General features: G+C 35.6%; 19 protein-coding genes. 16 read left to right on the forward strand and 3 right to left on the reverse strand.

The window, feature by feature from the left end:
- Positions 1–7 precede the first annotated feature (7 nt).
- The 5 genes from IPI31_04460 (at position 8) to IPI31_04480 (ending at position 10,139) form a co-directional block, all read left to right on the forward strand.
- Positions 8–2,317, forward strand: a complete 2,310-nt coding sequence (locus IPI31_04460; protein ID MBK7567058.1) for a sulfatase-like hydrolase/transferase — start codon at positions 8–10, stop codon at positions 2,315–2,317.
- Positions 2,314–4,845 (forward strand): sulfatase-like hydrolase/transferase, encoded by a 2,532-nt coding sequence (locus tag IPI31_04465; protein ID MBK7567059.1) that lies wholly within the window; start codon positions 2,314–2,316, stop codon positions 4,843–4,845. The genes IPI31_04460 and IPI31_04465 overlap by 4 nt, the downstream gene beginning before the upstream one ends.
- 4 nt (positions 4,846–4,849) lie before the next feature.
- Positions 4,850–7,372, forward strand: a complete 2,523-nt coding sequence (locus IPI31_04470; protein MBK7567060.1) for a sulfatase-like hydrolase/transferase — start codon at positions 4,850–4,852, stop codon at positions 7,370–7,372.
- 151 nt (positions 7,373–7,523) lie between these two features.
- Positions 7,524–8,552, forward strand: coding sequence for a PorP/SprF family type IX secretion system membrane protein (locus IPI31_04475; GenBank protein ID MBK7567061.1), 1,029 nt, complete (start codon positions 7,524–7,526; stop codon positions 8,550–8,552).
- 630 nt (positions 8,553–9,182) lie between these two features.
- The gene (locus IPI31_04480) at positions 9,183–10,139 is read left to right on the forward strand and encodes a hypothetical protein (GenBank protein MBK7567062.1); all 957 of its coding nucleotides are present in this window, start codon (positions 9,183–9,185) and stop codon (positions 10,137–10,139) included.
- A gap of 8 nt (positions 10,140–10,147) precedes the next feature.
- Here IPI31_04480 and IPI31_04485 read toward each other — a convergent pair whose 3' ends face one another.
- Positions 10,148–10,888 carry a nitroreductase family protein gene (locus IPI31_04485; protein MBK7567063.1) on the reverse strand — a complete coding sequence of 247 codons (741 nt, stop codon included), beginning with the start codon at positions 10,886–10,888 and terminating at the stop codon, positions 10,148–10,150.
- Positions 10,889–10,920: 32 nt separating this feature from the next.
- Here IPI31_04485 and IPI31_04490 point away from each other — a divergent pair, with 32 nt between their 5' ends.
- The 5 genes from IPI31_04490 (at position 10,921) to IPI31_04510 (ending at position 14,744) form a co-directional block, all read left to right on the forward strand.
- Positions 10,921–11,463: an SWIM zinc finger family protein gene (locus IPI31_04490; GenBank protein MBK7567064.1), complete on the forward strand. Its 543-nt coding sequence runs from the start codon at positions 10,921–10,923 to the stop codon at positions 11,461–11,463.
- A 345-nt stretch (positions 11,464–11,808) separates the two neighbouring features.
- The gene (locus IPI31_04495) at positions 11,809–12,315 is read left to right on the forward strand and encodes a transcriptional regulator (GenBank protein MBK7567065.1); all 507 of its coding nucleotides are present in this window, start codon (positions 11,809–11,811) and stop codon (positions 12,313–12,315) included.
- Positions 12,316–12,385: 70 nt separating this feature from the next.
- Positions 12,386–12,775, forward strand: coding sequence for a hypothetical protein (locus tag IPI31_04500; GenBank protein ID MBK7567066.1), 390 nt, complete (start codon positions 12,386–12,388; stop codon positions 12,773–12,775).
- A gap of 27 nt (positions 12,776–12,802) precedes the next feature.
- Complete coding sequence (locus IPI31_04505; GenBank protein ID MBK7567067.1) at positions 12,803–13,600, forward strand: fatty acid desaturase; 798 nt, start codon at positions 12,803–12,805, stop codon at positions 13,598–13,600.
- Between the two features lie 241 nt (positions 13,601–13,841).
- A complete protein-coding gene (locus IPI31_04510) occupies positions 13,842–14,744 on the forward strand; it encodes a TIGR01777 family protein (protein ID MBK7567068.1) in 903 nt (300 codons plus the stop codon).
- A gap of 72 nt (positions 14,745–14,816) precedes the next feature.
- Here IPI31_04510 and IPI31_04515 read toward each other — a convergent pair whose 3' ends face one another.
- Positions 14,817–17,774, reverse strand: coding sequence for a T9SS type A sorting domain-containing protein (locus tag IPI31_04515; protein ID MBK7567069.1), 2,958 nt, complete (start codon positions 17,772–17,774; stop codon positions 14,817–14,819).
- A 492-nt stretch (positions 17,775–18,266) separates the two neighbouring features.
- Here IPI31_04515 and IPI31_04520 point away from each other — a divergent pair, with 492 nt between their 5' ends.
- Positions 18,267–19,115, forward strand: coding sequence for a hypothetical protein (locus IPI31_04520; GenBank protein MBK7567070.1), 849 nt, complete (start codon positions 18,267–18,269; stop codon positions 19,113–19,115).
- A gap of 34 nt (positions 19,116–19,149) precedes the next feature.
- Here the strand turns inward: IPI31_04520 and IPI31_04525 are convergent, their stop codons facing one another.
- Positions 19,150–21,252, reverse strand: a complete 2,103-nt coding sequence (locus IPI31_04525; protein MBK7567071.1) for a carbohydrate binding family 9 domain-containing protein — start codon at positions 21,250–21,252, stop codon at positions 19,150–19,152.
- A gap of 300 nt (positions 21,253–21,552) precedes the next feature.
- Here IPI31_04525 and IPI31_04530 point away from each other — a divergent pair, with 300 nt between their 5' ends.
- The 5 genes from IPI31_04530 to IPI31_04550 all read left to right on the forward strand — a co-directional run bounded on the left by IPI31_04530 (position 21,553) and on the right by IPI31_04550 (position 25,782).
- Positions 21,553–21,891 carry a PadR family transcriptional regulator gene (locus tag IPI31_04530; GenBank protein MBK7567072.1) on the forward strand — a complete coding sequence of 113 codons (339 nt, stop codon included), beginning with the start codon at positions 21,553–21,555 and terminating at the stop codon, positions 21,889–21,891.
- 1 nt (position 21,892) lies between these two features.
- Positions 21,893–23,524: a PspC domain-containing protein gene (locus IPI31_04535; GenBank protein ID MBK7567073.1), complete on the forward strand. Its 1,632-nt coding sequence runs from the start codon at positions 21,893–21,895 to the stop codon at positions 23,522–23,524.
- Between the two features lie 65 nt (positions 23,525–23,589).
- Entirely contained in the window at positions 23,590–24,105 is a 516-nt protein-coding gene (locus tag IPI31_04540) for a hypothetical protein (GenBank protein MBK7567074.1), read from the forward strand.
- Positions 24,106–24,144: 39 nt separating this feature from the next.
- Entirely contained in the window at positions 24,145–24,783 is a 639-nt protein-coding gene (locus IPI31_04545) for a hypothetical protein (protein ID MBK7567075.1), read from the forward strand.
- A 462-nt stretch (positions 24,784–25,245) separates the two neighbouring features.
- The gene (locus IPI31_04550) at positions 25,246–25,782 is read left to right on the forward strand and encodes a transposase (GenBank protein ID MBK7567076.1); all 537 of its coding nucleotides are present in this window, start codon (positions 25,246–25,248) and stop codon (positions 25,780–25,782) included.
- Positions 25,783–25,852 lie beyond the last annotated feature (70 nt).

The raw sequence follows: 25,852 nt of genomic DNA on the forward strand, positions 1-25,852 counted from the left end.
AGCGAGTATGATTACAGGTAAGGAACCTTACTATACCCATATTTACAATAATCCACAATATAAATGTAAAAATTTCAGACTCAATTTTAAGCCGTCATTGGATAATGAAACCGTTTTTACATTACCTGAATGGTTAAAAGATTCAGCGGGATATTTTACATATTCATTAAATAAGATCATGCATTGTTATGAAAACCTGATCGATTACGACAGTATCAGTACCGATCCATGTGATAAGGATTTTTCCTGGAACCGAGTTTTTTATTTCACCGATTCTGCCGTTATTGATAATGCAGGTGATGCTGCTTTAGGAGGGCCCGACAATGTGAGATGGAGTCTGCTCAATGACACTCTTGAAGATTACATGGAAGATAATATTATGATCGACTCCGCGATCGCGTTTATTAATGCATTTGGCGACGGAGCTGATATTACTTGCGGAAAACCATTTTTTTTAGGAGTTGGTTTCCTCAAACCGCATTTACCCTATTTCGTTCCTGAAAAATATTATTCAGACTTTTATTTATCTGATTATTACTCTTCCCCGTTTAATTATCCTTATAATTTTCCAAAAGGTGCTTATCCCTATAATGGAATAATAATGCCTCCCCAGCCCGATACAATATTTAATGATTATAACCACTTACCCATTGATGGTGTTGCAAGATCTTTAGCTGATCCGGGACCTTTAAATAATTTACTGGAATTTGCAGAAGAAATTATTCCTATTCCAGAAATAGATCCATTGTTAACTGACGAGGAAAGAATTGAAATTCTGGAGCAAGCAGTATGGGCAAATTCTATTATTGCTTATATGGCAACTATCAAGTTTATTGATGATCAATTTGGAAGATTATTAACGGCTCTTCAGGAAAATCCCGAGATCTATAATAATACGATTATTGTAATAACAAGTGATCATGGATTCTCCCTCGGGGAAAAAAAACATTTCCTAAAAGGTAGTTTATGGGAAACCGATACAAGAGTACCTTTAATAATTGCAGATCTTAGAAACCCGGTGGAACAAATTTCTTATCAAACAGTAAGTAATATTGATCTTTTCCCAACTATTTGCGACTTAGTGGGTGTCGATTATCCAAATATGCCGGATGGAAATAATTATCTTGACGGAAAAAGTTTGGCACCAATTCTAATTGATAATAGTTATTCCTTTTACAGACCTGTCTTATCCACTTACAGTGAAAAAGATTCCTTAGATCAGGGTGCATGTTTTCCGCAATATTCACTTCGCGATGAACGATTCCATTACATAAAATATGCAACAAATAATGAATACGGTCTATACGATTGTAATATTGCCATGAGTCAAACAGAAGAGGAATTATACGAAATAGGATTCAATAGAGATATAGATCCCTTCGAATGGAATAACTTAATTGAGAATGATGATTACAAACCTGTTAAAGATTTTATAAGTCAATGGCTTCCCGGTGAAGATCTTTATTTGCAAAAAGCCTATACCATAAAAATTCAAAATGATCCACTTCAATGTCTGTTAGATCATGGAGATACTCTGGTAATGAATTTTAATTTATACGACACAACGGGAGCTTTATCTCCGGTTCCGGCAAATTATCTTTTTATCTGGACAAACAATTTAACTGATGATTCACTTTATGGCAATTCAGTCGTATTTCCTACTGACTTGATAAACGAAGACGATTTTCTTGCAACGAACCGACTATTTATTTATTTGACCATGCTTGATACTGCTAATTCCATAAAGGCAGCATTTGATATTAAATACTTTTACCTAAATGAAATTAATGAACCGGAAATATACTTTAATACAATAAAGGGTGACACTACTCAAGCTATTATAACTGACCTTGCAATAACCGGAACTTATAATGATATATGGTGGGATTTTGGCGACGGGACCATCATTGAAGACGACGATCCGGAGTTTTACAGTTATGCAGCGATCGGCACTTATACTATAACATGTTACGTGCAATATGGAAATGATACAACATGTATAAAAACATTTTCTAAAACTTTTACCACTAATATAAAAGAATACTTCAAGGATGATATACTTTGGGCATACCCAAATCCGGCAAGAAATATTATTTCAGTCTCCCTCAAATCAGGAAATTTTAATGGTAATTTACTCATTTATGACAATGCAGGCAGATGTTTAATAAGGCAGAACTTTACATCTTCCACCTCCAATATTCATACGTTTGATGTAAACCTTTTCCCATCCGGAATATACTACCTTTATTATATAGATATTAATGGAATATCAGCGGGTACACAATTCGCGGTAATACATAAAAATGATCCCAAATGATGAAAAAATATTTTTCCCTTCTTTTTATTTTTCTCTTTTATACTTTGTGCGTTTTTTCACAAACTGCGTCAAAACCTAATATTATACTTATTATAGTTGATGATTTAAATGATTATGTGGAAGGCTTCAATGGACAAACTCAAATTACCACCCCCAATATTAATTTTTTAATTGAAAATGGATATCAGTTTAATAATGCTTTTTGTAACAATCCTGTCTGCGCTGCATCCCGAACTAGTTTTTTAAGTGGTAAAGATATTTTATATACAAATATCTATGCAAATAACGCATACATAGATGAATTCAGAGATAATTTTACAGAAACATCAAATAATGAGGAAGTAATCACACTGCCCGAACATTTGAAGGATGTAGGAAATTATTACACTATTGGAGTAAATAAAGTTTTTCACGATCCATTTAATAAAGATTACGATGCAACAACTGCAGATCCATGCGAAAAGGCATTGTCATGGAGCAGGGTTATTTCCTTTGGTGAATTTGATGAAACAGATTCCATTCTTCTGTCTACAAATGAAGGTGTTGAAAAGTTTAAATGGGGACGTGTTCCCGATATTTATGAACCCGACATGAAAGATTCACGAGCGGTAGATTCCACAATTAAAGTGCTTACCGAAATTAATACCGGGGAAATTGAATTATGTGACAGTTCTTTTTTTCTTGCTTTAGGATTTGCATTACCACATTTAGATCTTTTTGTTCCACAATCCTATTTTTCTGAATTTTATTTGGAGGATATTTATGCAGCTGATTTTAAAATTCCATACAACTTCCCGGTTAATTCATATCCGCCTAATGGCATCATAATGCCTCCGCAACCGGAAATAAAATGGAATGATTATTTTAATCTTGGGCCCCTCGGAAAATCGATTGCAATAGGACAAGGAGACATTGAAGAATCATTTACCAATTATACTGATAGCCTTCCATATCTCCCCGTGATCGACCCTGACTTTACAGATTCTTTACGTTGGGAGGTTACTGCGGAATCGAAAAGAGCAAATGCCGTAATGGCATATATGGCCGGCGTAAAAAGCGTTGACTCTCACATAGGAAGAATTTTGGCCTATTTGGAAACAGTACCTGAAATGAAAGAAAATACAATAATTGTTTTAGTTAGTGATAATGGGTTTTCATTAGGCGAAAAACATCACTGGATGAAACGAAGCCTTTGGGATATGGATATCAGGATTCCTTTTGTTATCTATGATCCAAATAGACCAGGAAATATAATTTCCGATAGAACTGTAAGTTTATTAGACCTTTATCCCACTATTTGTGAACTTACTAATACCCCCTATCCTGAATTTTCCGATGGATCAAATTATTTGGATGGAAAAAGTATAGTCCCTTTACTCGATAATCCTGAACTTGCGTGGGAACGTCCTGTTTTAATTTCATGGGAGGCAGAAGCGAATAAAGAATGTTCCTGTTTCCCGCAATTTGCCATCAGATCTGATAAATTTAAATATATTGAATACAGCTCTGATGGTGATGATCCTTTAAATTCCTGCAATCCTGATTCCAGTTTTAAAGAATCGGAATTTTATGAGATTGGTGTCAATAGAGAAACAGATCCGAATGAGTGGAATAATTTGATCGACAATCCGGATTACGAACCTGTAATTAATTATCTTACCCAATGGATGCCTGATGGACCATTTTATCTTAAGAATACCTATAAAATATTAATTAAAAATAATGCCCTGCCATGTCTCGTAAATATAACAGATACACTCAACCTTTATTTTGATCTATATGATACCTTGGGAATTATAACGACCCCGCCAATTAATTATGTTTATCAATGGACAAATAATTTAACTGATGACATATTCTATACTCCAACTACTCAATTTCCTTTAAACGAAATTCCCGAAGCAGTATTTTCTACAAATGATAGAATTATGTTTTATATTGAGATGATAGATACTATAGAAAATACAGTTGTGGCATTTGATACAAAATATTTTTATTTAGAGAGTGATAATATTCCAAATGTTTCTTTTGGTGTGGTTAACGGAACAGAACTTACTGCCTATATTACAGATTTGGAAATCACGGGTAGTTATAATTCCATATGGTGGGATTTTGGAGAAGGAAACTTGATCTACTCCGCTGACCCCGGCCCTTATACTTATTTAACTCCCGGAACGTATACTGTTTTGTGTTATATGCAATATGGCAACGATCCGGGTTGTATTATTAGCTTTGAACAAACAATTAAGGTGGAAGTATCTGATTATACCTCAAACAATACATTATTTATTTACCCTAATCCCGCAAATGAATATGTAAATATTTTTATAAACGAGTCTGTATTAAATGGAATGTTTTATGTAACAGACGTAGTTGGCAGAATAACTCAGGTTTTAAATTTAACAACAAATGATTACCCTTTTATACAGATAAACATTTCAAACTATACACCGGGAGTATATTTTGTCATCAATAAAAAACCCGGAGAAATTGAAACGGGTTCATTTATTGTAATGCCTAAAAATTAATGAAATGGTAAGGAAATATTTATTGGCCTTATTATTCCCTGTTTTATTTTATGGTAAAATTGTCGCACAATCTCCACCTAATTTTATTTTTATTATTGTAGATGATCTGAACGATTATGTAAATGGATTTACAGATCAGCCGCAGATCGCAACTCCCCACCTAAACCAAATTGCAGCAGAAGGAACCATATTTTTAAACGCTTATGCTAACGCTGCAGGATGTGCACCCTCCCGTACAAGTTTTTTAACGGGAAAAGACCTTCACTATACTCAGGTGTATTCAAACGATGATTATAATTCAGTTTTTCGTGACAATTTCACAGCCGAAAAAAATAATTCTGAAATATTTACCTTACCACAAATTTTAAAGGATAGCGGAAACTATTTTACCTATTCAATAAATAAAACCTTTCACAGTCCAAATGAGAATGATTTCGATCAAAGTGAAAATGACCCATGTTCTAAAGGTTTATCCTGGAACAGAATGAGTTTAAATTTTGATTCAGAAACACAACTGCAAAAATGGGAGGAATTTAATTTTGGTAATTATTTTGACTGGGGTCAAATTCCTGATAACCAGGAAACATTGATGGAGGATTATATTGGTGCAGATACGGCTATTGAATTTATTCATCAATATGCTGCCGGCACAGTAAATACCTGCGATAAACCCTTCTTTTTGGCACTTGGATTTTATAAACCACATCTTGAAAGATACATTCCTGAAAAGTATAGTCCCGGATTTTATGAAGAAAACATTTTGCAGGATCCTTTCCCAATAAATTTCAATTTGCCTAACAATGCATTTCCTTACAACGGAATTGTAATGCCTCCTCAACCTGAAATAAAATTTGATGATTATAATGCTTTACCATATCACGGTATTGCACAATCAATTGCCGATGTAGGAAATATGTATAACGATATTGATAATTTTGTAAATAACATAAACACGCTTCCGGAAATTGATCCACTTTTATCGGATAATGATAGAAGATTTCTAGTAGGGGAACTTACACAGGCAAATTATCAAATAAATTATATATCTGCGGTGCAGTTCATTGATGCGCAGATAGGTCGCGTAATGGATGCTTTAAATGCCTATCCCGATCTTAAACAAAATACGGTAATAATAATATTAAGTGATAATGGTTATTCATTAGGGGAAAAAAAACACTGGACTAAATGGACATTATGGGAAACGGATATTCGTGTGCCACTTATAGCTGTTGTCCCGGGTAAAAATGGAAATCAAATTGTACATAAAACTGTATCGCTACTCGATCTATTCCCTTCTGTTTGTGAATTAGCTAATGTTAATATTCCTAACTTTTCCAACGGATCAAAATATATTGATGGTAAAAGTTTAATTCCCCTGATTGATCAACCGGAATTAATTTATGAATATCCTGCCCTCACATCCATTCATAAAAAAGTTGGAATTGGCTCCTGTTTTCCGCATTATTCTATTCGTAATGAACAATTTCATTATATCAGATATCAAAATAATAATGATGGATCTTTCCCTAATTCCTATTGTGACAATACTTCAAATTCATTTGAAGAGGAGTTATATGAAATTGGTTCCAACCGCGAAATTGATCCCTATGAATGGAATAATTTAATAACAAATCCTGATTATAAACCTGTAAGTCAATTTCTTTCTCAATGGATGCCTGATAGTGCTTTATATCTGCAAAAAACAAATAAGGCTATAATTATAAACCATACAGTGGAATGTTTGACGGATCGCAATGATACCCTTTTCTTATCTATTAATTTATTTGATACTGCCGGTATTTTAATGGAAGCACCGGAGGATTTTATCTATAAATGGTCAACAAATCTTTCCGATTCCGTCTTTTTTGGAACAGAGGTGGAAATACCAATGCTGTTAATAGAGGAAGAAAATTTTAATGCAAATACTAAAATTTTGGTTTACTTCGAAATGAAAGACCTTGAACAAACAATTACAGTCGCCTTTGACCTGAAAACAATTTATTTAAATTCCGGAAATCTTCCCGTTTCCGATTTTTCCATCTGGCATGAAGAGGGGTTAACGGTTTGTGTGCACGATTATACAATAGAAGGATCGCATACGAATAGTTGGTGGGACTTTGGGGAAGGACAAATTGTTGGCGATGAAATTCCCGGACCATACACTTATTCCGAACCGGGCACTTATACCATCACTCAGTATATAGAATATGGGAATGATTCGTGTTTAACCTTAAGTCAACGAGATATTATTCTTGAAAATGGCATCCTTTCGCCGGAATTAAATGTAAAAATCTTTCCAAACCCAGCTTCCCAATTCCTGCACATTGAATTAAAGGATCCCCTTGAATATGTTGCTTTAAGAATTTGTGATATAACCGGTAGATCAGTTTATGCCAGGCGATTTTTAAATGACAATTGCATCTTTGAAAGCTCAGTTGATGTTTCAGGCCTCGACCCCGGGGTGTATTTTTTAATTTTGGATTCCGCCGATAATGTTTATAAAGAACCATTTGTCGTGGCTCATTAACTTGTATCTTTAACCAATGAATTAAAAATTAAGGAAACCCAATTTTGTCTAAACATTCAACGTTTACATCCAAATGACAAATTCCTTTGTTAATTTTGTGTGGATTACAAGATTTTAGTAACTTTGGATTGAATAAGCCAGGAATAACCTTATGAATAGAATTCTCTTAGCTTTAATTATTGTTTCATCAGTAATGAGCTCCTCAGCTCAGGATATTCATTTTTCGCAATATTCTCAGTCGCCGCTGACCCTAAATCCTGCCTTAACCGGCTTAACTCCCTGTACATACAGAGGGGTTTTAAACTATAGAAATCAATGGGCGAGTGCAGTTGGGCCTGCATCTTATCAAACCTTTGCCGGATCTTTCGATGCCGGTTTATGGAGAGATAAAATGAACGGTAACATCTTTGGCGTTGGTGCAATGGTATACAATGATGTATCCGGTGATGGTTCCCTTACAAACCTTACCATGATGGCTTCTTTTGCCTACCACCAAAAACTTGGGGACGAAAACCACTATCTCTCTGTAGGAGGACAAGTCGGATTTGTGCAGAAACGCGTTGATTACAATAAATTAATCTTCGAATCACAAATCGGTCTGAATGGAATTGATCCTACACTTCCGAGCGGAGAATACGGTGACGACAATTTTTCTTATCTCGACCTTAATGCCGGTGTAAACTGGAGAAGCCGTTTTAGCGACAATTTCGCGATGCAACTTGGAGGAGCCTATTTCCACCTTACCGAACCAACCGAATCTTTTTATAACTACAACGTAAATAAATTAAATGCCCACTATGTTGGATATGGATCCTTCAAAATTGGGATGGGTAAAAACTCTGTGTTGATCCCTTCATTCTTATATATGGAACAAACAGAAGGTTCCAACGTTCAAATGAACAGCGGAATTGATGTTGGATTACAATTGGAAAAAGGTGTTTCCATGGTGTATATCGGAACACATTACAGAACAGTGGATAATATAGATGTTGCCGATGCACTTATCGTTAATCTCGGATTAGATTATAACAATATTAATTTCGGTTTGAGTTATGATATCAATATATCGGGATTATCTACAGTTACCGATTATCGCGGTGGTATCGAATTATCGTTTATCTATTGGGGATGTATAGATGTGAACCCTAAAATGAAACCAATAGATTGCCCAAGATTTTAATTACTACAAAATATTTATAAAAGATCCCGGTAAATTTTATCGGGATTTTTTTATGCAATTTATTTTTATTTACCTCGTTTTAGTATTGTAAAATATATCGATAATTAATGGGTCAGTGGTAAAAATTGGGGAGTGAGTGATTATAGTTGATCTGTCTTTTTGAAATTAAGACTTATTACCTTTATTCTTATTTGCACTAAATAATCCTCAATTTATTAATTGAATAAATTCATATAAGGAGTTCAAATTAAATTAAAGAGTATTGATCCTCAATATTAGTTTCGGGAGCTGTCGGTGGGCATCAGCAGGTGGTTTTAATGTCCCTTATGCGTCGCCACATCAAATTAAAAGCTCCGATGGTAGCGAGATTTGAGCGAAAATCAGCGCCACTATTTGGAAAAAGTAGAATTTGATTTAAACACTAATTTCCATTGGAACCACCTAGTTAACATTTAGTTGTGGCGCCTTTTTCGCTCCGGGTGGCAAGCATTAGGGACATTTTAGCCGCCTGATGTAGCCCTTGACTTTTGGCGCCACCTTTTGGTCAAACAAAAGGTGGCAAAATTTCGGCAACTGTAATTATACATTCGGAGCTGGATTTTGTTTTATTAATAACTTAATGACCTTTGTATGCCTATAAATAATAATGAAATTATTGATACTTCCTGGAAAATGAAGGTGTCCCTAATTAATTCCTTGATCATGATTCTTGGCCTGTCGCTTGTTTCCTGTAAATCGGAAAAAAAAGATATTTCCAAATTCGATGAATCCAATATTTTACCGGCAATAAATATAATTCCGCAAGTGAAAGAGGTGCCCTTCGACAGTTTCAACAGAGAGGAAATTAAAATTAATCTTCAAAATAAGATCCTGCAAAAACAACCACTCATTGTTCATGTATTTGTTCCGCTGTGTGATAATGATAATCAGGGAATCGTTCCGGTTTCTGCAAGTCTTGGTGATGGACAAAATCTTAAAACAAATCTTTATTGGGGAGCGGGATATGGATTAAAAACCCATTTTAAAAAAACAGGATGGAAGATCATTTCTGATGTAATAGATACTTCCAATGCAGTGTTGGAGAGAATTATTTTTGAGAAAAATATAACTCCCTCCGCACGGGTAATAGTTATTGCCGATGCATATGCCGGTGATGAAATGACTTTATGTCTGGAAGATTTTTTTAGTAACCTTGCTGAAACACTAAATGATTCGGTGAAAATAAATGATACGGTATTTATCGATCTCAATAAAGCAGACCTTGTTGCATTCACCGGTCATAACGGATTAATGGACAATGGCATTAATGAAAAAGTAAATAAGAGTGCGACACCAAAGGATGCTGTGGTAATTGCATGTATTTCGCATTCTTATTTTAAAGAAAGACTCAACTATGTAAATGCATATCCATTAGTAACTACAAAAAGTTTAATGGCGCCCGAAGCTTATGTAATAAGTGCAATTATTAATGCATGGGCAAACATGGAAGATGATCGAACTATTTTTATCAGCGCGGCATCTGCTTATAGCACTTACCAAAAATGCAGTTTAAATGCTGCCAAATCCATTTTTAAAACAGGATGGTAAAAATAAATTTATAAAGTGAATATTACTTCTTCTTCCGGAACTCTGAATTGTTCATGATATAATCCCTGTTCTGTTCCGGGTCCACAACTTATGATCATGTTTATTTCATAGGAGGAAGGAAATTTTAGATATCGTTTTAATTTATGTGAATCAAATCCTTCCATGGGGCAAGTGTCGTAACCCTCCGCTTTCATGCTTAACATAAATGTTTGTGCTGCCAGTGCTGCCGATTTATGACAAACTACACGCAGATCATTTTTACTCACCTGCCAAACAACCGGTCGCCAAAAAGATGCAACACTTACCACTAATTTTCTGATCATTCCTGCAATTCCGAACCAATCCTGAAAATAATAAAATAACATTAATTGCGAATAATATTTTAATCTGCGTTGTTCTCTTTTAGTTAATTCTTTTTCGGGTTTATTATTATAACGCGCATGATGAAACGCATAGTTTGATGCTGCACGTTGTTTATATTTCTTTTTTGGAATAACTATAATTATCATTTCGCGTGCTGTTCTCGCAGCACTTTGATTCATACAAAATTTTGAAATTACCTTTAATTTATCCTCGCTTTTAACATGATAAAATTCCCACATCTGCATTTTACTCGAATTTGGCGCAAGTAATGATCTCTGAATACTTCTTAATACTGCATTGGAATCAAATGGTTTTTCCGCATCAAATACACGCATACTCCTGCGCCCTTTTACGATCTGATCAAATTGTGTTGTGGAGTCTGTCATAAAGAATATTTATAACGAAGGTAAACACAGTAATGTCCTTTTCAAAACAATATTGTATTGATGATCCATGCATTTTAATTTATAGGGAAGCACGCTATCGCTATAATAATCAAAACAATTTGATTACTTCTCTCTATTTTTGCAAGGTGGTAATCCATCTCAATCATCTCGAATCAGAACTCAATGAAAAAACGCGTTTGCGTGGGTATGATTTTTATTGTGAAGGCCGGGTTAAATCCGTTTTTAATATTAATGGAATCGAATGGATGGCCATTGTTCAGGGTTACGACGATCACGTTGTGCAACTCAAAAGACACAACGATTCCATTACTTATTGGGAATGTAATTGCAACGACACGGAAGACCCCTGCAAACACGTTGCTGCTGTTTTATTTTATATTAAAAAAGAAGGCAATAAATTAGTTAAACTCGATACTACAGGTTACGAGGAAATTAAAGAACATTTAAGTTATTTACCCCCGCACGTACTTCGTTATCTCATCCTAAAATACGCCGCCGAAAATTCTCAGTTCAGAAAATTTTTGAATGGGTTTTTTAATATTGAGAAAAAATAATAATGAGAAGTGAGGAGAAAAGAGAGAGGAGTTTAAATTTCTTGCGAAATTTTTGGGTCGATACGTTAGTGAGACCCTCGCTAAGAGCGAGAGCCTCACTCGCTCCGAGGTAGTAAATCTTAAAAATCCCACCGTTTGTTTTCCTGATACTTGATACCAATAAGGAGAAAGGAGGGAGGAGAAAGGAGTTTAAATTTCTTGCGAAATTTTTCCATATTCAACCCTTTGTTTTCCTATGTCCCCCTTACCTTTTCCTATGTCAAGTCCTGATTCCTATGTCCTATTTCCTACATCCAATTTTCAGTATATTTTGAAAGTTCGAAAACTTTAATATACCTTTGCTATATGAACCTGCCGGAAGCAAAAGATAAATTTATTCAAAGCTGGGGAAGCCTGGGTAGCCAATGGGGGATAAATAAGACCATGGCCCAGATTCATGCGCTTTTGCTTATTTCTGCGGAGCCGCTCACTACGGAGGAGGTGATGGAAGAACTTCAAGTGAGTCGTGGAAATGCGAACATCAATTTGCGCGAACTCATTAACTGGCAGCTCGTAAGAAGGGAAACCAAAGCCGGCGAACGGAAAGATTTTTTTGTTGCGGAAAAAGATATGTGGACCGTTTTTCGCCTCATTTTTAAGGAAAGAAAAAAAAGAGAAATAGACCCGATGATACAGATCATTCATCAATTGGGAGAGGTAAAAGGTGATAAAAAGAACCCGGAATACAAGGAGTTCAGTGATGTGCTGAAGGATCTGAATACCCTAACCAATAAAGGGGACAAAATGATGGAACTTGTGATCAAAAGTGATGAAAGCTGGTTCTTAAATACTTTTATTAAACTGATCCGCTGATTTTTTTTATGTCAAACTTTCAATTATTTCTAAAACTTCAATAACTTCTAACAATTTAAAAAGATAAATTATGCAAAACTTAACCATCGTGGCTTATTGCGTTTATTTGCCAATAAGCATTATGCTCACCATTTGGGTTGCAAGAACCTTATTTACCAACGGGAGAATTTTTCTGCTCGAAATATTTCATGGCAACAAGGAACTCGCCGATTCGGTGAATAAACTGTTATTGGTGGGATTTTATCTCATCAATGCCGGATATATATTATATATCATGACGATTTCCGAGAAGCTTAATACCCCGCAGGACGTTATGGAAATGCTGAGTAAAAAAATAGGACTTATAATTTTGGTTTTAGGCTTTATGCATTTCTTTAATATGTATATCTTGTTCAGAGGAAAAAAGAAATCGCGGGAGAATGAATTGAGAAGATTGCAAATTGAAAGATCTGAAAACTAATTTGATCACCACTTTAAAATTAAGATCATGTCGACACCATTAATTAAAGATGATCGTTTGAAAGAAGTACAATGGAAAGATCTGTTGTATTTAACAAGAAGGGAAATTGCAGTGGAAATTCTGTTATCTCTTCCCTGGTTGGTTGGTTCCTGCGTTTTGGCTTATTTTCATTTGTATCTTCCTGCATTGGTTTGTTCCTTTTTTTTCTTTTTGACAGGATTGCGCCAATCACATAACGCGCAACATTACACTATGGGAATTTCTAACCGCGCCACCGAATGGTTCCTGTTCTTTTTAAGCAGCACCATGATGGCAAGCATGCATGCCGTAAAATATAATCACATTCAACATCACAAACATCCCCTAAGCGAAAAAGATGTGGAGGCGAGAAGTGCAAAAATGAATTGGTGGAAAGCAATAATGACTGGTCCCTATTTTATTATTTTGATTCATCGGCATGCCATGCAGTACGCAAATAAATTTATTAAACGCTGGATCTTTTTTGAAGTGAGTGTCATCCTTTTGGTATTTTTTATTACCTATTTTATAATCCGTATCGATTGGATCACTTATCATGTGACAGTGATGATTATTGGTGAATGTTTTACCTCGTTTTTTGCGGTCTGGACAGTTCATCACGATTGCGACAGTAACAAATTAAATTCCCGAACTTTGCGGGGGCCATTTATAACAAAAATATTTTATAATATGTTTTATCATACCGAACATCATTTATTTCCTAAAGTGCCTACTTGTCATCTACCCGAATTAGCAGAGCGTATTGACAAGGTAATGCCAGAAATTAAGGATAAAACGGTTTTATAATTAAATTGCGGGGCTTTGAATTAAAGGGTTGGAAGGGTTGAAATTGTAGAAGGTGTTGAAAGGGTTTGGTACGGAGGAAAATAAGGGTTTAACCTTTGAAAACTTCGCTGCTGAAATAGTGAGGCTCGCGCTCTAAGCGAGGGTCTCACTAACGGTAAACCCTAAAAAAATCGCCAATATTACAAACTGCGACTGTGACTGATCACTCCTTTTAAAATAATCATCATTAAATTAAATAACTATGAAAATAGTAATAGCCGGGGGAAGTGGATTTATCGGAACTTATCTTGCAAAATATTTTGCTGATAAGGGAAACGAAATTATAATTTTATCCCGAAGCTCTCATCCCACCAAAAATAATATTAAATATATTTTATGGGATGCAAAAAGTTTAGGGACATGGAAGGATGTATTGGAGAATTCTGATATATTGATAAACCTTAGCGGCAAAAGTGTAAATTGCAGATACACGAAAAAAAATAAAAAAGAAATACTTGAATCACGCATTAAGGCAACAACAATTTTGGGTACTGCCATTAATACTTTACAACATCCTCCCAAAATATGGTTCAATGCTGCTTCAGCAACTATTTATCGGCACGCTGATGATTATCCTCAGGACGAATTAACGGGAGAGATCGGAAGCGATTTCAGCATGGATGTTTGTAAGGCCTGGGAAAAATGTTTTTACGAACAAAATGTTCCGCATACCAGAAAAATTGTTTTGCGTATGGCAATTACTCTGGGCATTGAAGGTGGTGTTATTCTGCGATTCAAGAATTTGGTGCGATTTGGTCTGGGTGGAAAAATGAGTCACGGACAACAAATGATGAGTTGGGTACACGTGGAAGATATAGCCAGAAGCATAGAATTTTTGGCAGCGAATGAAAATTTAAACGGCATTTTTAATATTTCATCTCCCTACCCCTTAAATAATGATGCATTTATGCGTGCAATCAGAAAAGCAATGGGAATGCCCATTGGTATATCAACTCCCCGTTGGTTTCTTGCCTTCGGTGCATTTTTGATCGGAACAGAAACAGAACTAATTATGAAAAGCAGATGGGTGATACCACAAAAATTAATTGCCGCAGGATTTCACTTTAAGTATCCGAAAATTGAGGATGTGATGAAGGATATTTAATTTTATTTTTAACATAAAAAAAGATCCCGCCAAAACGACGGGATCTTTTTTATTATGAATAAAACGGAATAATTATTTTTGAATAACTACTTGTTTATTAAGTACATCAGTTCCGGAAATTAATTGAACCTGATAAATACCGGAGGCATTATTTTCGATATTGATCTGTTTAACAATTTTTCCATTTGCAGCAACCATAGTTTCATTGTAAACCAATTGACCTGCACTGTTATAAATATTCAACGAAGTATTATTCTCCAATGAAGTATTAATAATTTCCAATGTGAAAATACCATTAGATGCAACAGGATAAATGTTCATGAATACAAGATGTGCATTCAGATCTTCAATGGCAATAACACCATCATCAATCTGACCATCACAATCATCATCAAGATCATTTTCAATTTCTGTTGCACCAGGATAAATTGCAGCATTTGTATCATCACAATCTGTATTATCTGCAACATAACCTGCTGGAGGATCTCCAATTACATCAATAAATACTGCGGCATTTCCAAAACCATCACCATCAGCATCCTGATAATAAGTTGTAGGTGTACCTGCTTCTTCAATAAATAATATATCATCAAGAAATAATCTGTTAACTGCTCCTGTAGAATAAAAATCTACTCCACCCAAATTAGCGGTATAAACATCTGAAAGAACAGAAACACCATTTATTATTACTTCAATGGTATTGGCATCAAGATCAACTAAGTGTTCCACTTTAAACCATTGGTCAACAGGATAAGAAAAGGTTGGACCTCCAACAGGAACAGTAAATTCACCGGTTCCGGAAGTTACATCACCAAAATATAATTCAAGTGTCCAAAGAACACCAGGAATTTCTGTATCCTGAATATTGTAATATCCTGATTTTCCATCAGGAACATACATTTGCCATTCTAAGCGGTAGGTTCCGGTAGTTTTATTGCCGAGTTTTAAAATAACATCGGTAGTTCCACCTTCAGGAATTAAAACAGAGTTATCACCAGAAAAAGATTCTTCATCACTTACGATTCCGTCTTCGGTAGTACCTTCAACACCACTCCATGTTGACCACCAATCGGCATAAGGTCCAACATAATCACCTACATCATAAGTATCGATATTGTCGCAAAATATTGCACCCGGAATTGCGCAAGGTTCAGCACCAACAATTTCAGTATATAAAATATCATCAAGGTATAATCTGTTTGTAGCGCTTGCAGAATAAAAGTCAACGCCACCAAGATTACCATTATATACATCACTTAAAGCTAAAACACCATCAATATACACTTCAATGGTATTAGCATCAAGATCAACCAAATGTTCCACTTTAAACCATTGATCAACAGGATAAGTAAAAGTTGGTCCGGCCGCAGGAACGGTAAATTCACCTGTTCCTTCTGTTACATCACCAAAATATAATTCGAGGTTCCATGCAACACCGGGAACTTCCGTTTCCTGAATATTATAATATCCCATTTTACCGGAAGGCACATACATTTGCCATTCAAGGCGATAATTTCCGCTGCTTGCATTGCCTAATTTTAAAATTACATCTGTGGTTCCTCCTTCCGGAATTAACACAGAATTTTCACCCGCATAAGCGTATTCATTACTAACAATTCCATCTTCGGCAGTACCTTCCACACCACTCCATGTAGTCCACCAATCGGCATAAGGTCCAACATAATCGCCTGCGGTATAAGTATCAATATTATCGCAGAAAATTGCACCTGGAATAGCACAAGGTTCGGGTATAACTGCTTCGATCAATAATATATCATCAAGGTATAATCTGTTAGTAGCGCTTGCAGAATAAAAGTCAACGCCACCAAGATTCCCATTATACACATCACTTAAAGCTAAAACACCATCAATATAAACTTCAATGGTATTAGCATCGAGGTTAACTAAATGTTCCACTTTAAACCATTGATCAACAGGATAAGTAAAAGTTGGTCCGGCCGCAGGAACGGTAAATTCACCTGTTCCTTCTGTTACATCACCAAAATATAATTCGAGGTTCCATGCAACACCGGGAACTTCCGTTTCCTGAATATTATAATATCCCATTTTACCCGAAGGCACATACATTTGCCATTCGAGGCGATAATTTCCGCTGCTCAGATCACCAAGTTTAAGAATAACATCGGTAACTCCACCTTCGGGAATTAACACAGAATTTTCACCTGTATAAGCATATTCATCACTAACAATTCCATCTTCTGCAGTTCCTTCCACTCCGCTCCATGTAGACCACCAATCGGCATAAGGTCCAACATAATCGCCTGCGGTATAAGTATCGATATTATCGCAGAATATTGCATCCGGAATTGCACAAGCTTCAGCAGGAAGCACTTCCGACAATAATACATCGTCAATATAATATTTGTTATTCGCATCTATGGAATAAAAATCGATCGCACCGATATTACCCATATAAACATCAGTAAATACCAATGATCCGTTAACATAAACTTCCATAACATCAGCATCAAGGTCGATAATATGTTCCACTAAGAACCAATCGGCAACAGGGTAAGAGAAAGTTGGTCCGCCGATAGGAATGGAAATGATACCATCACCTGATGGTGCTGGAACTCCAACAGCACTAAGGCCGAAAAGTAATTCGAGATTCCAGGCAACTCCAGGAACTTCAGATTCCTGAATATTGTAATAACCGGTTTTTGCATCCGGAACATACATTTGCCATTCCAGGCGCCATTTTCCTGAACTTAGATCACCCAATTTCAGGATGATATCATTTACTCCGCCTTCAGAAACGAGCATGGAATTAGATCCTGAATATGCCTGATCAGTGCTTATCACACCATCTTCTGCTCCGCCTTCCACGCCACTCCAGGTAGTCCACCAACTGGCCCCGGGACCAAGAGGATCACCTGCAGTATAAGCATCAAAATTGTCACAAAGGGTTGCTCCCGCTATCATACAGGGCGGGTCGATCTGCGAAAAGACAGCATTAGTGCTGCCCAGCATGATCAGTAGTAAGAAATTTGTAAGTATAGTTTTTCTCATAACACTTGTATTTTATTTAAAATTAACAGTTTAAGTTAAAAAATCAAAATTAACGTTAATTTTTTGTTAGAAAAGGAGAGAGGAGAGAGGAGAAAGGAGAAAGGAGTTTAAATTTCTTGCGAAATTTTACCAATTCCCACCGTTTGTTTTCCTATGTCCTAAGTCGTATGTCCTAAGTCATATGTCCTAAGTCATATTTCCTATGTCAAAAAATTTATAAAATCTAAGCAGAAACATTTTTTTACGGAAATAAACTTCTTAAAGGAAGATGATAAAATATTTAAAAATAATTCCCAAATAAAAATATAAGTGTGTTAACCGCTTATAAGCGATTAAAAGCGTTTAAAGGGTTGTCAGATAAACTTTTAAACAATTGTTTTTCTAAAAATAGCAATTTTTGAGCGCTAACAATTGCATTAACTGCGCAGGTAAATTAAACGATTATTAACAGGCAATTACAAATACAAATATTTTAGCATTAAATATTTTGTTATGCCCGAAAAAAACAAACCCGCAATTACGCACGACGACGATCTGCGAGCGGAAAATGAAGTAAAAAAATTAAAACTCGAAATGGAATTCGGCGCTCAATTCGGATTGAATTCCACAGCGCTTCCACCGGAAGTGGAAAAACAATTTTTAGATAATGTACTTGCATTTGAAAAACAATATGCAGAAAGAGTGCAGATAAAGTTGTTTGATTATATCGGAAGACCGGATTGTATTCCCGCCGCTCAATTAACAGATAAACAACTTGTGGAAGAAAGTTTGAAACTCTGTAATCTTTTAGAGGAAAATGGTATTAATGTAAGTGTGCTTGCCGAATATCCCGATGAAGTGCGATTGCTTTACACCTTTGTTACGGAAGAATTATTTGACCATGAAATTGATAATATGCGTATGCCGGGATGGACACTCAATTTCATTTATGAGGAATTTCATCCGAATCATCCATATGATATTCGCAACAGATGTAACGAATTTATCGACTATATTTTTCGCGATGCTTTTCCCGGAGAAGAGAGGTTTGATAAATGTGTGATTTCCTGTTCTGATCTTATTTATGATGAGAGTGACGACAGTGAATATAAAAGAATGTTATCGCCAACATTGAGCAATTATTTTGATGCATTTCCAACTAGAGATCTTGACGAATTTGAAATTACCTCTCTGGAAAATGATGATGAATTCGGGTTGGTAAAATTCACCATCAAATACAATGTGTTTACAGAAACAAAAGAAAATCTTACCTTTTCCGGTAACGGACAATTTGTTTTAATACAGGAATATGGTTGGTGGATGATCAAGAAAGTGGATATGCCGGGGTTGGAGCTGCATTAATTTTTTGGGTAGGATTTTTACAGAATAGATTGCCTTAATCACCTCCAAAGGTTTTCGTAAACTTAACCGTAAACGCCTGATTATTAATATAAGGTAGTTTAGGATCCAATCTTGTACGGTAATTATTTATTCCCTGATTAATTACAATAAAAAGATCAGTTCCTTCCTTTGGATTATAACGGAATCTAATGTTTGTGCTGGTTTGTTGACTGAGATCGTCGAATTGAAAATAGGTTTTGAGAGAATATCTTGTAGTGAAATTATATACCAATCCTAAACGAATTAAATTGCTTTCATATAAAGTATTTTTATCTTCGGCGAGATATTTTTCAAAGGTGATATGATTGTATTCGTAGGTGAGGGATAAATTAAAATGTTTATTCACCCAATAGGTGATATCAGGTTGAACATATAAACGGTCGCCTCCGTAAAATCCACCGTAGGTAGTATAAATGGATGCAGTATAGTTAGATTGTTGGGGTGAGACGAGCGTGATCGCTGTATTAAATGTTTGATATACTCCGGCGGAAATTGCATTGCGATCGTCCAGCTCCCAATCGAAAAACAAAGAATCCTGTTTAAATTCTATAATGGAAATATCGATCGCCGCACCACTCTTAAAATTAATTCCGGTGTAAAGATCATCGGCAATAGTTTCGGCACCACCATTTTCTATTTTCCATCTGTATTTATTAAAGGTGGAAATATAAAAATAATTTAATAGTTTGCTGTTCTTTAAATTCCATTGATATTTAAGTGTACCTTTTACGGAACCGTAATCATTGTCATCCAGATAACCCATAACGGGATTCAAATGCTGACCAACAAGATCTAAAGTGGCATTATAAATAAATCCCTTTGTTGCAGATTGAAAAAATCCGGTATGAAAATATAAACTCTCTAAAAGATCGGGAGTTTCAAAATTGTCTAAGGTATTTATCAAGCCCCCTTCAATGGTAAATTGTTGATTTAATCTTTTAACAAAATCAATTCCAAACGATTGATTTGATAATGCCGAAGTATCGGTATTGACTCTGTTGCAAACAATTGCGCCAACAAAACTTCCAAGGGAATCAATATCACGGCGTGTTCGCAGGACAGTAAAATTATGCGGTGAAATTCCGACGGAGGATACACCTTTTGTCTGCATATTTAATGCGCCAATTTGCCAGTCGTTTACTTTTCCTGTAAGACGTACTCCGCCAATGATTGGTACAATAACTCCGTTTTCATTTCCAATTCTTCTTGTAATAAATAATTCGTTTCCGGATGGAAAACCAAAACTTAACTGATTTGCGGATTCCAGAAAAAAACTTCTCTTTTCGGGAAGATTTACTTCATATTTCGAAAGATTAATAATTCTGTCGTCAACTTCCGCTTGTGCAAAATCGGTATTAATTGTGAGGTCGAGGGTTAAATTTTTAGAGAGACCATATTTTGCATCCACCCCTATATTACTCACAATTTTATCCAGCGTTTCATTTTCAAAAAAATGTTTACGCGTCATAAAATTGGAATTTTTTTCATATGCTGTACCCTCAGCATTTAAAACATTTTCTTCATAATAATTTGCAATAATATAGGGACTGATATACAATGGATTTCTGCTTTTCAGATCACGGAAAACAATTTCCCTCGCATAAGAAATATTTGTCCAGGTATTTTCTGTATTCGGATCACATTTAGGAAAAGTGATTAATTCATTTTTTCTTTTAATTAAACGTGCAATCCTGAAACCCATTAAAACTTCTTCTTTTTGTTCGAAACGAAGCGAGGAAAATGGAATTCTGTATTCCGTGGAATATCCAAAATCGCCAACATAGGTCCGCGCTTCCCAAAATGTGTTATATGAATCATTTAATCCCCCACCATCTTGCGTAACCTGGGCATCCCAACGGGCATCCAAAGTATTAGCGACAAAATTTAGTCCTGTAATTTTATCGTGGTATGGATCTATAATAAATGCTGTTCCATCATCCTGTCCCAACGGAAAATCGCGTTCCATTTCAAGCCGAATCATTTTGTCGGCTTCAGAATCAAAGGAAGTAATTGCAACAAACAGATAGGTATCATTATATATAATACGCACTTCCGTTCTTTCTGTCGGAGCCGCACCAGGGTCAGGACCTTCCTGCATAAAATCCGTTTCAACTGGTGTTAGTAACCATTCTGCTTCGTCTACAACTCCGTCAAGCGTTATATCTTTTTCAGTTCTGTATGGCTAATAAGGAGCCTGTGCCTGCAAAATACAGAGATTGGAAATTGTAAAAACGAAGGAAAAAAGAGCGGCTTTCATAATTTTCGGAAAAATAAGTAATTTTTTTTGATGCCCGAAATACTTGATTTTACTGCATTTTAACAAAATATAACACCTGCTACCTGTAAAAACCTGCTACTATGTATTGCATAGTTCAAAGTTATACCATAGCTTTGCATCATGAATGTAGAAAATGCCCAGGCTCAAATGCGAAAGGGTGTGCTGGAGTTCTGTATACTGGCCATAATAAGTGAGGGGGAAATTTATCCTTCGGATGTGATTAGCAGATTAAAAGAAAGTAATCTGCTGGTTGCGGAAGGAACAGTTTATCCTTTGCTCAACCGGCTAAAAACGATGGAACTTCTCAGTTACAAATGGGTGGAAAGTAATTCGGGTCCACCCCGCAAATATTATCAGTTAACTGATAAAGGCAAACTTTTTTTAACCGAACTCAATAAAACATGGCTCGAATTATCGAATGCCGTATCTATAAACTCAAAACATTTAAACACAATTTAACATGAACAAGTTATTATATGTAAATATCGGCGGCTTGGTTTTTCAGATAGACGAAACCGCTTATAAAAAATTAGATACTTATTTAAACAGTATCAGAAAAAAGTATACTTCCACACCGGATGGTGACGAGATCATTAAGGACATTGAAGATCGAATTGCTGAATTATTCACCGAAAAGGTTGGTGAACGCGGAGCTATTACGGATAATTATGTAGATGAGATAATTACCATAATGGGAAAGCCGGAAGATTATGAGGAAGAAATTCCAACTCCACACTATAATAATTCGAATACGCAGGAAAAAAAATCTGGCGGGTCTAAATTTTATCGCGACAAAGAACACAATGTTTTAGGAGGTGTATGCTCAGGATTTGCCGCAAAATTTAATGTGGATTCTTTATGGATTCGACTTGCTTTTTTAATTGCCTTCTTTTTTGCAGGAACAGGATTGTTATTATATATTATTTTATGGATAATAATTCCCGAAGCAAAAACAACCGCAGAGAAATTGGAAATGCGCGGTGAAAAAGTTGATATCAGCAATATCGAAAAAACAATTAAAGATGGTGCAAAACAATTTACTACCAAAGTAAATGAATTTGGAGAAGAGGTTAAACAAACTTTTTCACGTGAGAATATCGACAAGTCAAAAAAAAACGCCGGTGATTTCATAGAAGGATTTGCACAAACCATAAAACCCGCCGTGCAAACAGTAGCGAAAATATTTGTAGGAGGAGTTTTAATTTTTAGCTTATTAATTGTTGTAGTTATTATTGTTGAATTATTCAGCAACTGGGGAGATCCATTTTCGGAGATAGACTTTTTGGGTAACCAGATAATGGCAGGAAGCAATCAGGCGTGGCTTTTGGTGGCATCTGCCTTAGCTCTGGTAATTATTCCTTTGCTCGGTTTAATTTTCTCCAGTGTAAAATATTTGGTTGGTATTAAAAAGAAAACCAGATATGTAAGTGGTGGACTTGGATTATTATGGACAGTGTGTTTATTTATCGTAATTTATTTGGGAATTACCATAGGAAAAGAATTCAGGGTAGAAGGAGAAGTAAGTAATAAAATGGATATTGCTCAACCGGCAAATAATACTTTGTATGTGCAATTGAATGACAACGATTCCGACTATTACAAAACGAAAACAGGATATAGTTTTGATTCTGATTCAAAACATGGTAAACACATAATAAAAAAGGATTTTTGGGAAGATAATCACGACTGGGGATATATCAACGTTGAAGAAAATTCGTATGCATTTCACCGAATAGAGGTGGAATTTGAAAAAAGTACCGACACTAATTTTGTAGTGCTGATAAATAAAATTGCAAAGGGACATGACCGATTAGATGCAAAAGAAAATGCACAAAATTGTACATTTTTTATCGTTCAGTCAGGAGATTCACTTTTAACCATTCCATCCGTGATAAAATTAAATGATATGGAACAATGGCGCGATCAACAGGTATATATTACTATTCGGGTACCAATGGATAAATATGTGCAAATAAATAAAAACCTGGAGTATTGTCTGGATGATAATGAATATACCTCCGATTTAAAGTATATCGAATTATATGACACTAAACTTCGGATGACCAGTGGAGGATTAAAACCGGTTTTATAGGCGAACCGGTTTGCAAGGAAAAGGCAATCGTAAAAAATATTTACTAATTTTAAATTTTTACGATTATGAACATTAATTCAGCACATTGGCATTTATTGCTAAACCACTTTCCCATCATACTTAGTGTGATCGGAACAGGATTTATAGTTGCATCCTTTATTTTTAAAAAGCAACATCTGAAATTCGCAAGTCTGCTGCTTATCATTCTGGCAGCAGCTTTCACCATACCTGCATTTGCAACCGGCGAACCTGCAGAAGAACAGGTGGAAGAAATTTCGGGAGTTACCCATGAGGCAATTCACGAACACGAAGAAATTGCCGAAAAAGGAAGAATTGTAATTTTTATTACCGGCGGGTTGGCATTTATAACACTTTTATTATTGCACTTTAAAAAGAAATCTGTTCAGATGTTTATGATTCTCACCTTATTAGCCTCCGCAGGTTCTGCCGGAATTTTAAGTTATGTGGGTTATACCGGAGGAGAAATAAGACATAGTGAAATAAGGGGAGATTTTAATTTTGGAAAAAAGGATAAACCGGCAAAAGAAACCAATATTCCAGTGGTTGAGGATGATGATTGAAACTTTATAGTATATTTGGTATAAATAAAATTCCTCTTTATGAAATCCTGCGTACTTACCTTTGTTCTTGTTGTTTGTGTTTTATCCGGAATAAAAAGTCAAACGATAGGGTTAAAAATTAATCCGATCGCTACAACAACAAATTTTAGCGAAGAGTATGGATGGGGCTTTGGAAGCGGAATTTTTTACGATCACAATATCTATAAACGGCTTGGTTTCAGTAGCGGAATATTTTTTACACAGCTCCGGGAAGTTTACATCAATGTATTTTGCTGGTCTGATTTAGAACATATTTGTCCGAATAAAGTAGACGAGCGATATGATATCATTGAAATACCCATCAACCTTTCTTTAGATTTTTCCAATGCCGTAGACAGCAAATGGAAGTTTTTAGCATATACCGGGTTTTCTTATGGTTTTGTAGTCAATAAAGATATAATTTCTTATTACGATGATTACAAATTATTTTACGAAGAAAACGACTACAACAAACACCTGTTTTTCTTTAATGCAGGATGTGAAATACGACATACTATTAATAAAAAAATTGTTTTATCATTAGGAAGTCAATACCAATTTATAAAACCTGAGCTTGATTCATATGAGTGGATGCAGAGTTGTAATATTTATTTTAAGGCGGGTGTGAATTTAGATGCGATAAAAGCTAATAATCAATAATTTTCATATGCTCGCACGCCATGGTTGGTGTGGAGTGGTTGGTGTGCCGTGGTTGGTGTGCCGTGGTTGGTGTTGTTCACCAACCACATTCACGCATGGGAGGACATATGTTCCGGCTAACAACTAACCCCGCACGCCGTGGTAGGTGTTATTCACCAACCACCTGGGACGCGTGATGCTACGGCCAAATTTTGGTGTGCCGTGGTTGGTGTTGTTCACCAACCACATTCACGCATGGGAGGACATATGCTCCGGCTAACAACTAACCCCGCACGCCGTGGTTGGTGTTTTTCACCAACCACCTGGGACGCGTGATGTTACGGCCAAATTTTGGTGCCGTGGTTGGTGTTGTTCACCAACCACCTAGGACGCGTGATTATACGGCCAAATTCTACGCAATAATTTAATATATAAAAAATTAATCACTATTTTTATCATATTGTTTAACCCTAATAAACGTTTATGCCCTTTTACAATCCCTTTTTACAGGAATACACCATTCCTTTATTTTTTTCCACCTCCACTATTTTAAATTGGAAACCGCTGCTTGCAAAAGATGGAAATAAAAATATCATCATTTCCAGTTGGCGACATCTGGTAGAAACAAAAAGAATTAATATGTACGGATTTGTAATTATGCCGACACATATTCATTCTATTTTTTCAATATGTGAAAATCAATTAATGAAAGATGTTCAAAGAGATTTTGGAAAATTCACAGCAAAACAATTAATATTAAAAATACATTTGGATGAAACTCTTTTCATTGAAGAATATAAATCAACACAAAAGGACAGAAAATATCAGATCTGGGAAAGAAGACCATTAGCAATTCCAATTTATAACGATAAAACATTTTATCAGAAATTGAATTATATTCATTGCAATCCCTGCAGTGCAAAATGGAACCTCGCAAATACTCCACAAGAATATCTATATAGCAGCGCGAAATTTTACGAAACGGGAATTGACGATTGGGGGTTTTTGACATCCATGTAAGTCACTCCCGAATGTGGTTGGTGAACAACACCAACCACGGCGTAAGAGGAAGAGTATTAATTAATTGGCG

The sequence above is a fragment of the Bacteroidota bacterium genome (assembly GCA_016706865.1).
In the GTDB taxonomy this organism is placed as follows: Bacteria; Bacteroidota; Bacteroidia; order Chitinophagales; family BACL12; genus UBA7236.

What these genes read in the sequence shown, in the direction of transcription:
- IPI31_04490 (MBK7567064.1), top strand. Translation starts at nt 10,921, where the DNA reads ATGTCCTTTTCAAAACAATATTGTATTGATGATCCATGCATTTTAATT.
- IPI31_04515 (MBK7567069.1), bottom strand. Translation starts at nt 17,774, where the DNA reads ATGAGAAAAACTATACTTACAAATTTCTTACTACTGATCATGCTGGGC.
- IPI31_04500 (MBK7567066.1), top strand. Translation starts at nt 12,386, where the DNA reads ATGCAAAACTTAACCATCGTGGCTTATTGCGTTTATTTGCCAATAAGC.
- IPI31_04510 (MBK7567068.1), top strand. Translation starts at nt 13,842, where the DNA reads ATGAAAATAGTAATAGCCGGGGGAAGTGGATTTATCGGAACTTATCTT.
- IPI31_04540 (MBK7567074.1), top strand. Translation starts at nt 23,590, where the DNA reads ATGAACATTAATTCAGCACATTGGCATTTATTGCTAAACCACTTTCCC.
- IPI31_04480 (MBK7567062.1), top strand. Translation starts at nt 9,183, where the DNA reads ATGCCTATAAATAATAATGAAATTATTGATACTTCCTGGAAAATGAAG.
- IPI31_04530 (MBK7567072.1), top strand. Translation starts at nt 21,553, where the DNA reads ATGAATGTAGAAAATGCCCAGGCTCAAATGCGAAAGGGTGTGCTGGAG.
- IPI31_04535 (MBK7567073.1), top strand. Translation starts at nt 21,893, where the DNA reads ATGAACAAGTTATTATATGTAAATATCGGCGGCTTGGTTTTTCAGATA.
- IPI31_04465 (MBK7567059.1), top strand. Translation starts at nt 2,314, where the DNA reads ATGATGAAAAAATATTTTTCCCTTCTTTTTATTTTTCTCTTTTATACT.
- IPI31_04475 (MBK7567061.1), top strand. Translation starts at nt 7,524, where the DNA reads ATGAATAGAATTCTCTTAGCTTTAATTATTGTTTCATCAGTAATGAGC.
- IPI31_04505 (MBK7567067.1), top strand. Translation starts at nt 12,803, where the DNA reads ATGTCGACACCATTAATTAAAGATGATCGTTTGAAAGAAGTACAATGG.
- IPI31_04470 (MBK7567060.1), top strand. Translation starts at nt 4,850, where the DNA reads ATGGTAAGGAAATATTTATTGGCCTTATTATTCCCTGTTTTATTTTAT.
- IPI31_04525 (MBK7567071.1), bottom strand. Translation starts at nt 21,252, where the DNA reads ATGCAGGAAGGTCCTGACCCTGGTGCGGCTCCGACAGAAAGAACGGAA.
- IPI31_04485 (MBK7567063.1), bottom strand. Translation starts at nt 10,888, where the DNA reads ATGACAGACTCCACAACACAATTTGATCAGATCGTAAAAGGGCGCAGG.
- IPI31_04550 (MBK7567076.1), top strand. Translation starts at nt 25,246, where the DNA reads ATGCCCTTTTACAATCCCTTTTTACAGGAATACACCATTCCTTTATTT.
- IPI31_04495 (MBK7567065.1), top strand. Translation starts at nt 11,809, where the DNA reads ATGAACCTGCCGGAAGCAAAAGATAAATTTATTCAAAGCTGGGGAAGC.
- IPI31_04545 (MBK7567075.1), top strand. Translation starts at nt 24,145, where the DNA reads ATGAAATCCTGCGTACTTACCTTTGTTCTTGTTGTTTGTGTTTTATCC.
- IPI31_04460 (MBK7567058.1), top strand. Translation starts at nt 8, where the DNA reads ATGATTACAGGTAAGGAACCTTACTATACCCATATTTACAATAATCCA.
- IPI31_04520 (MBK7567070.1), top strand. Translation starts at nt 18,267, where the DNA reads ATGCCCGAAAAAAACAAACCCGCAATTACGCACGACGACGATCTGCGA.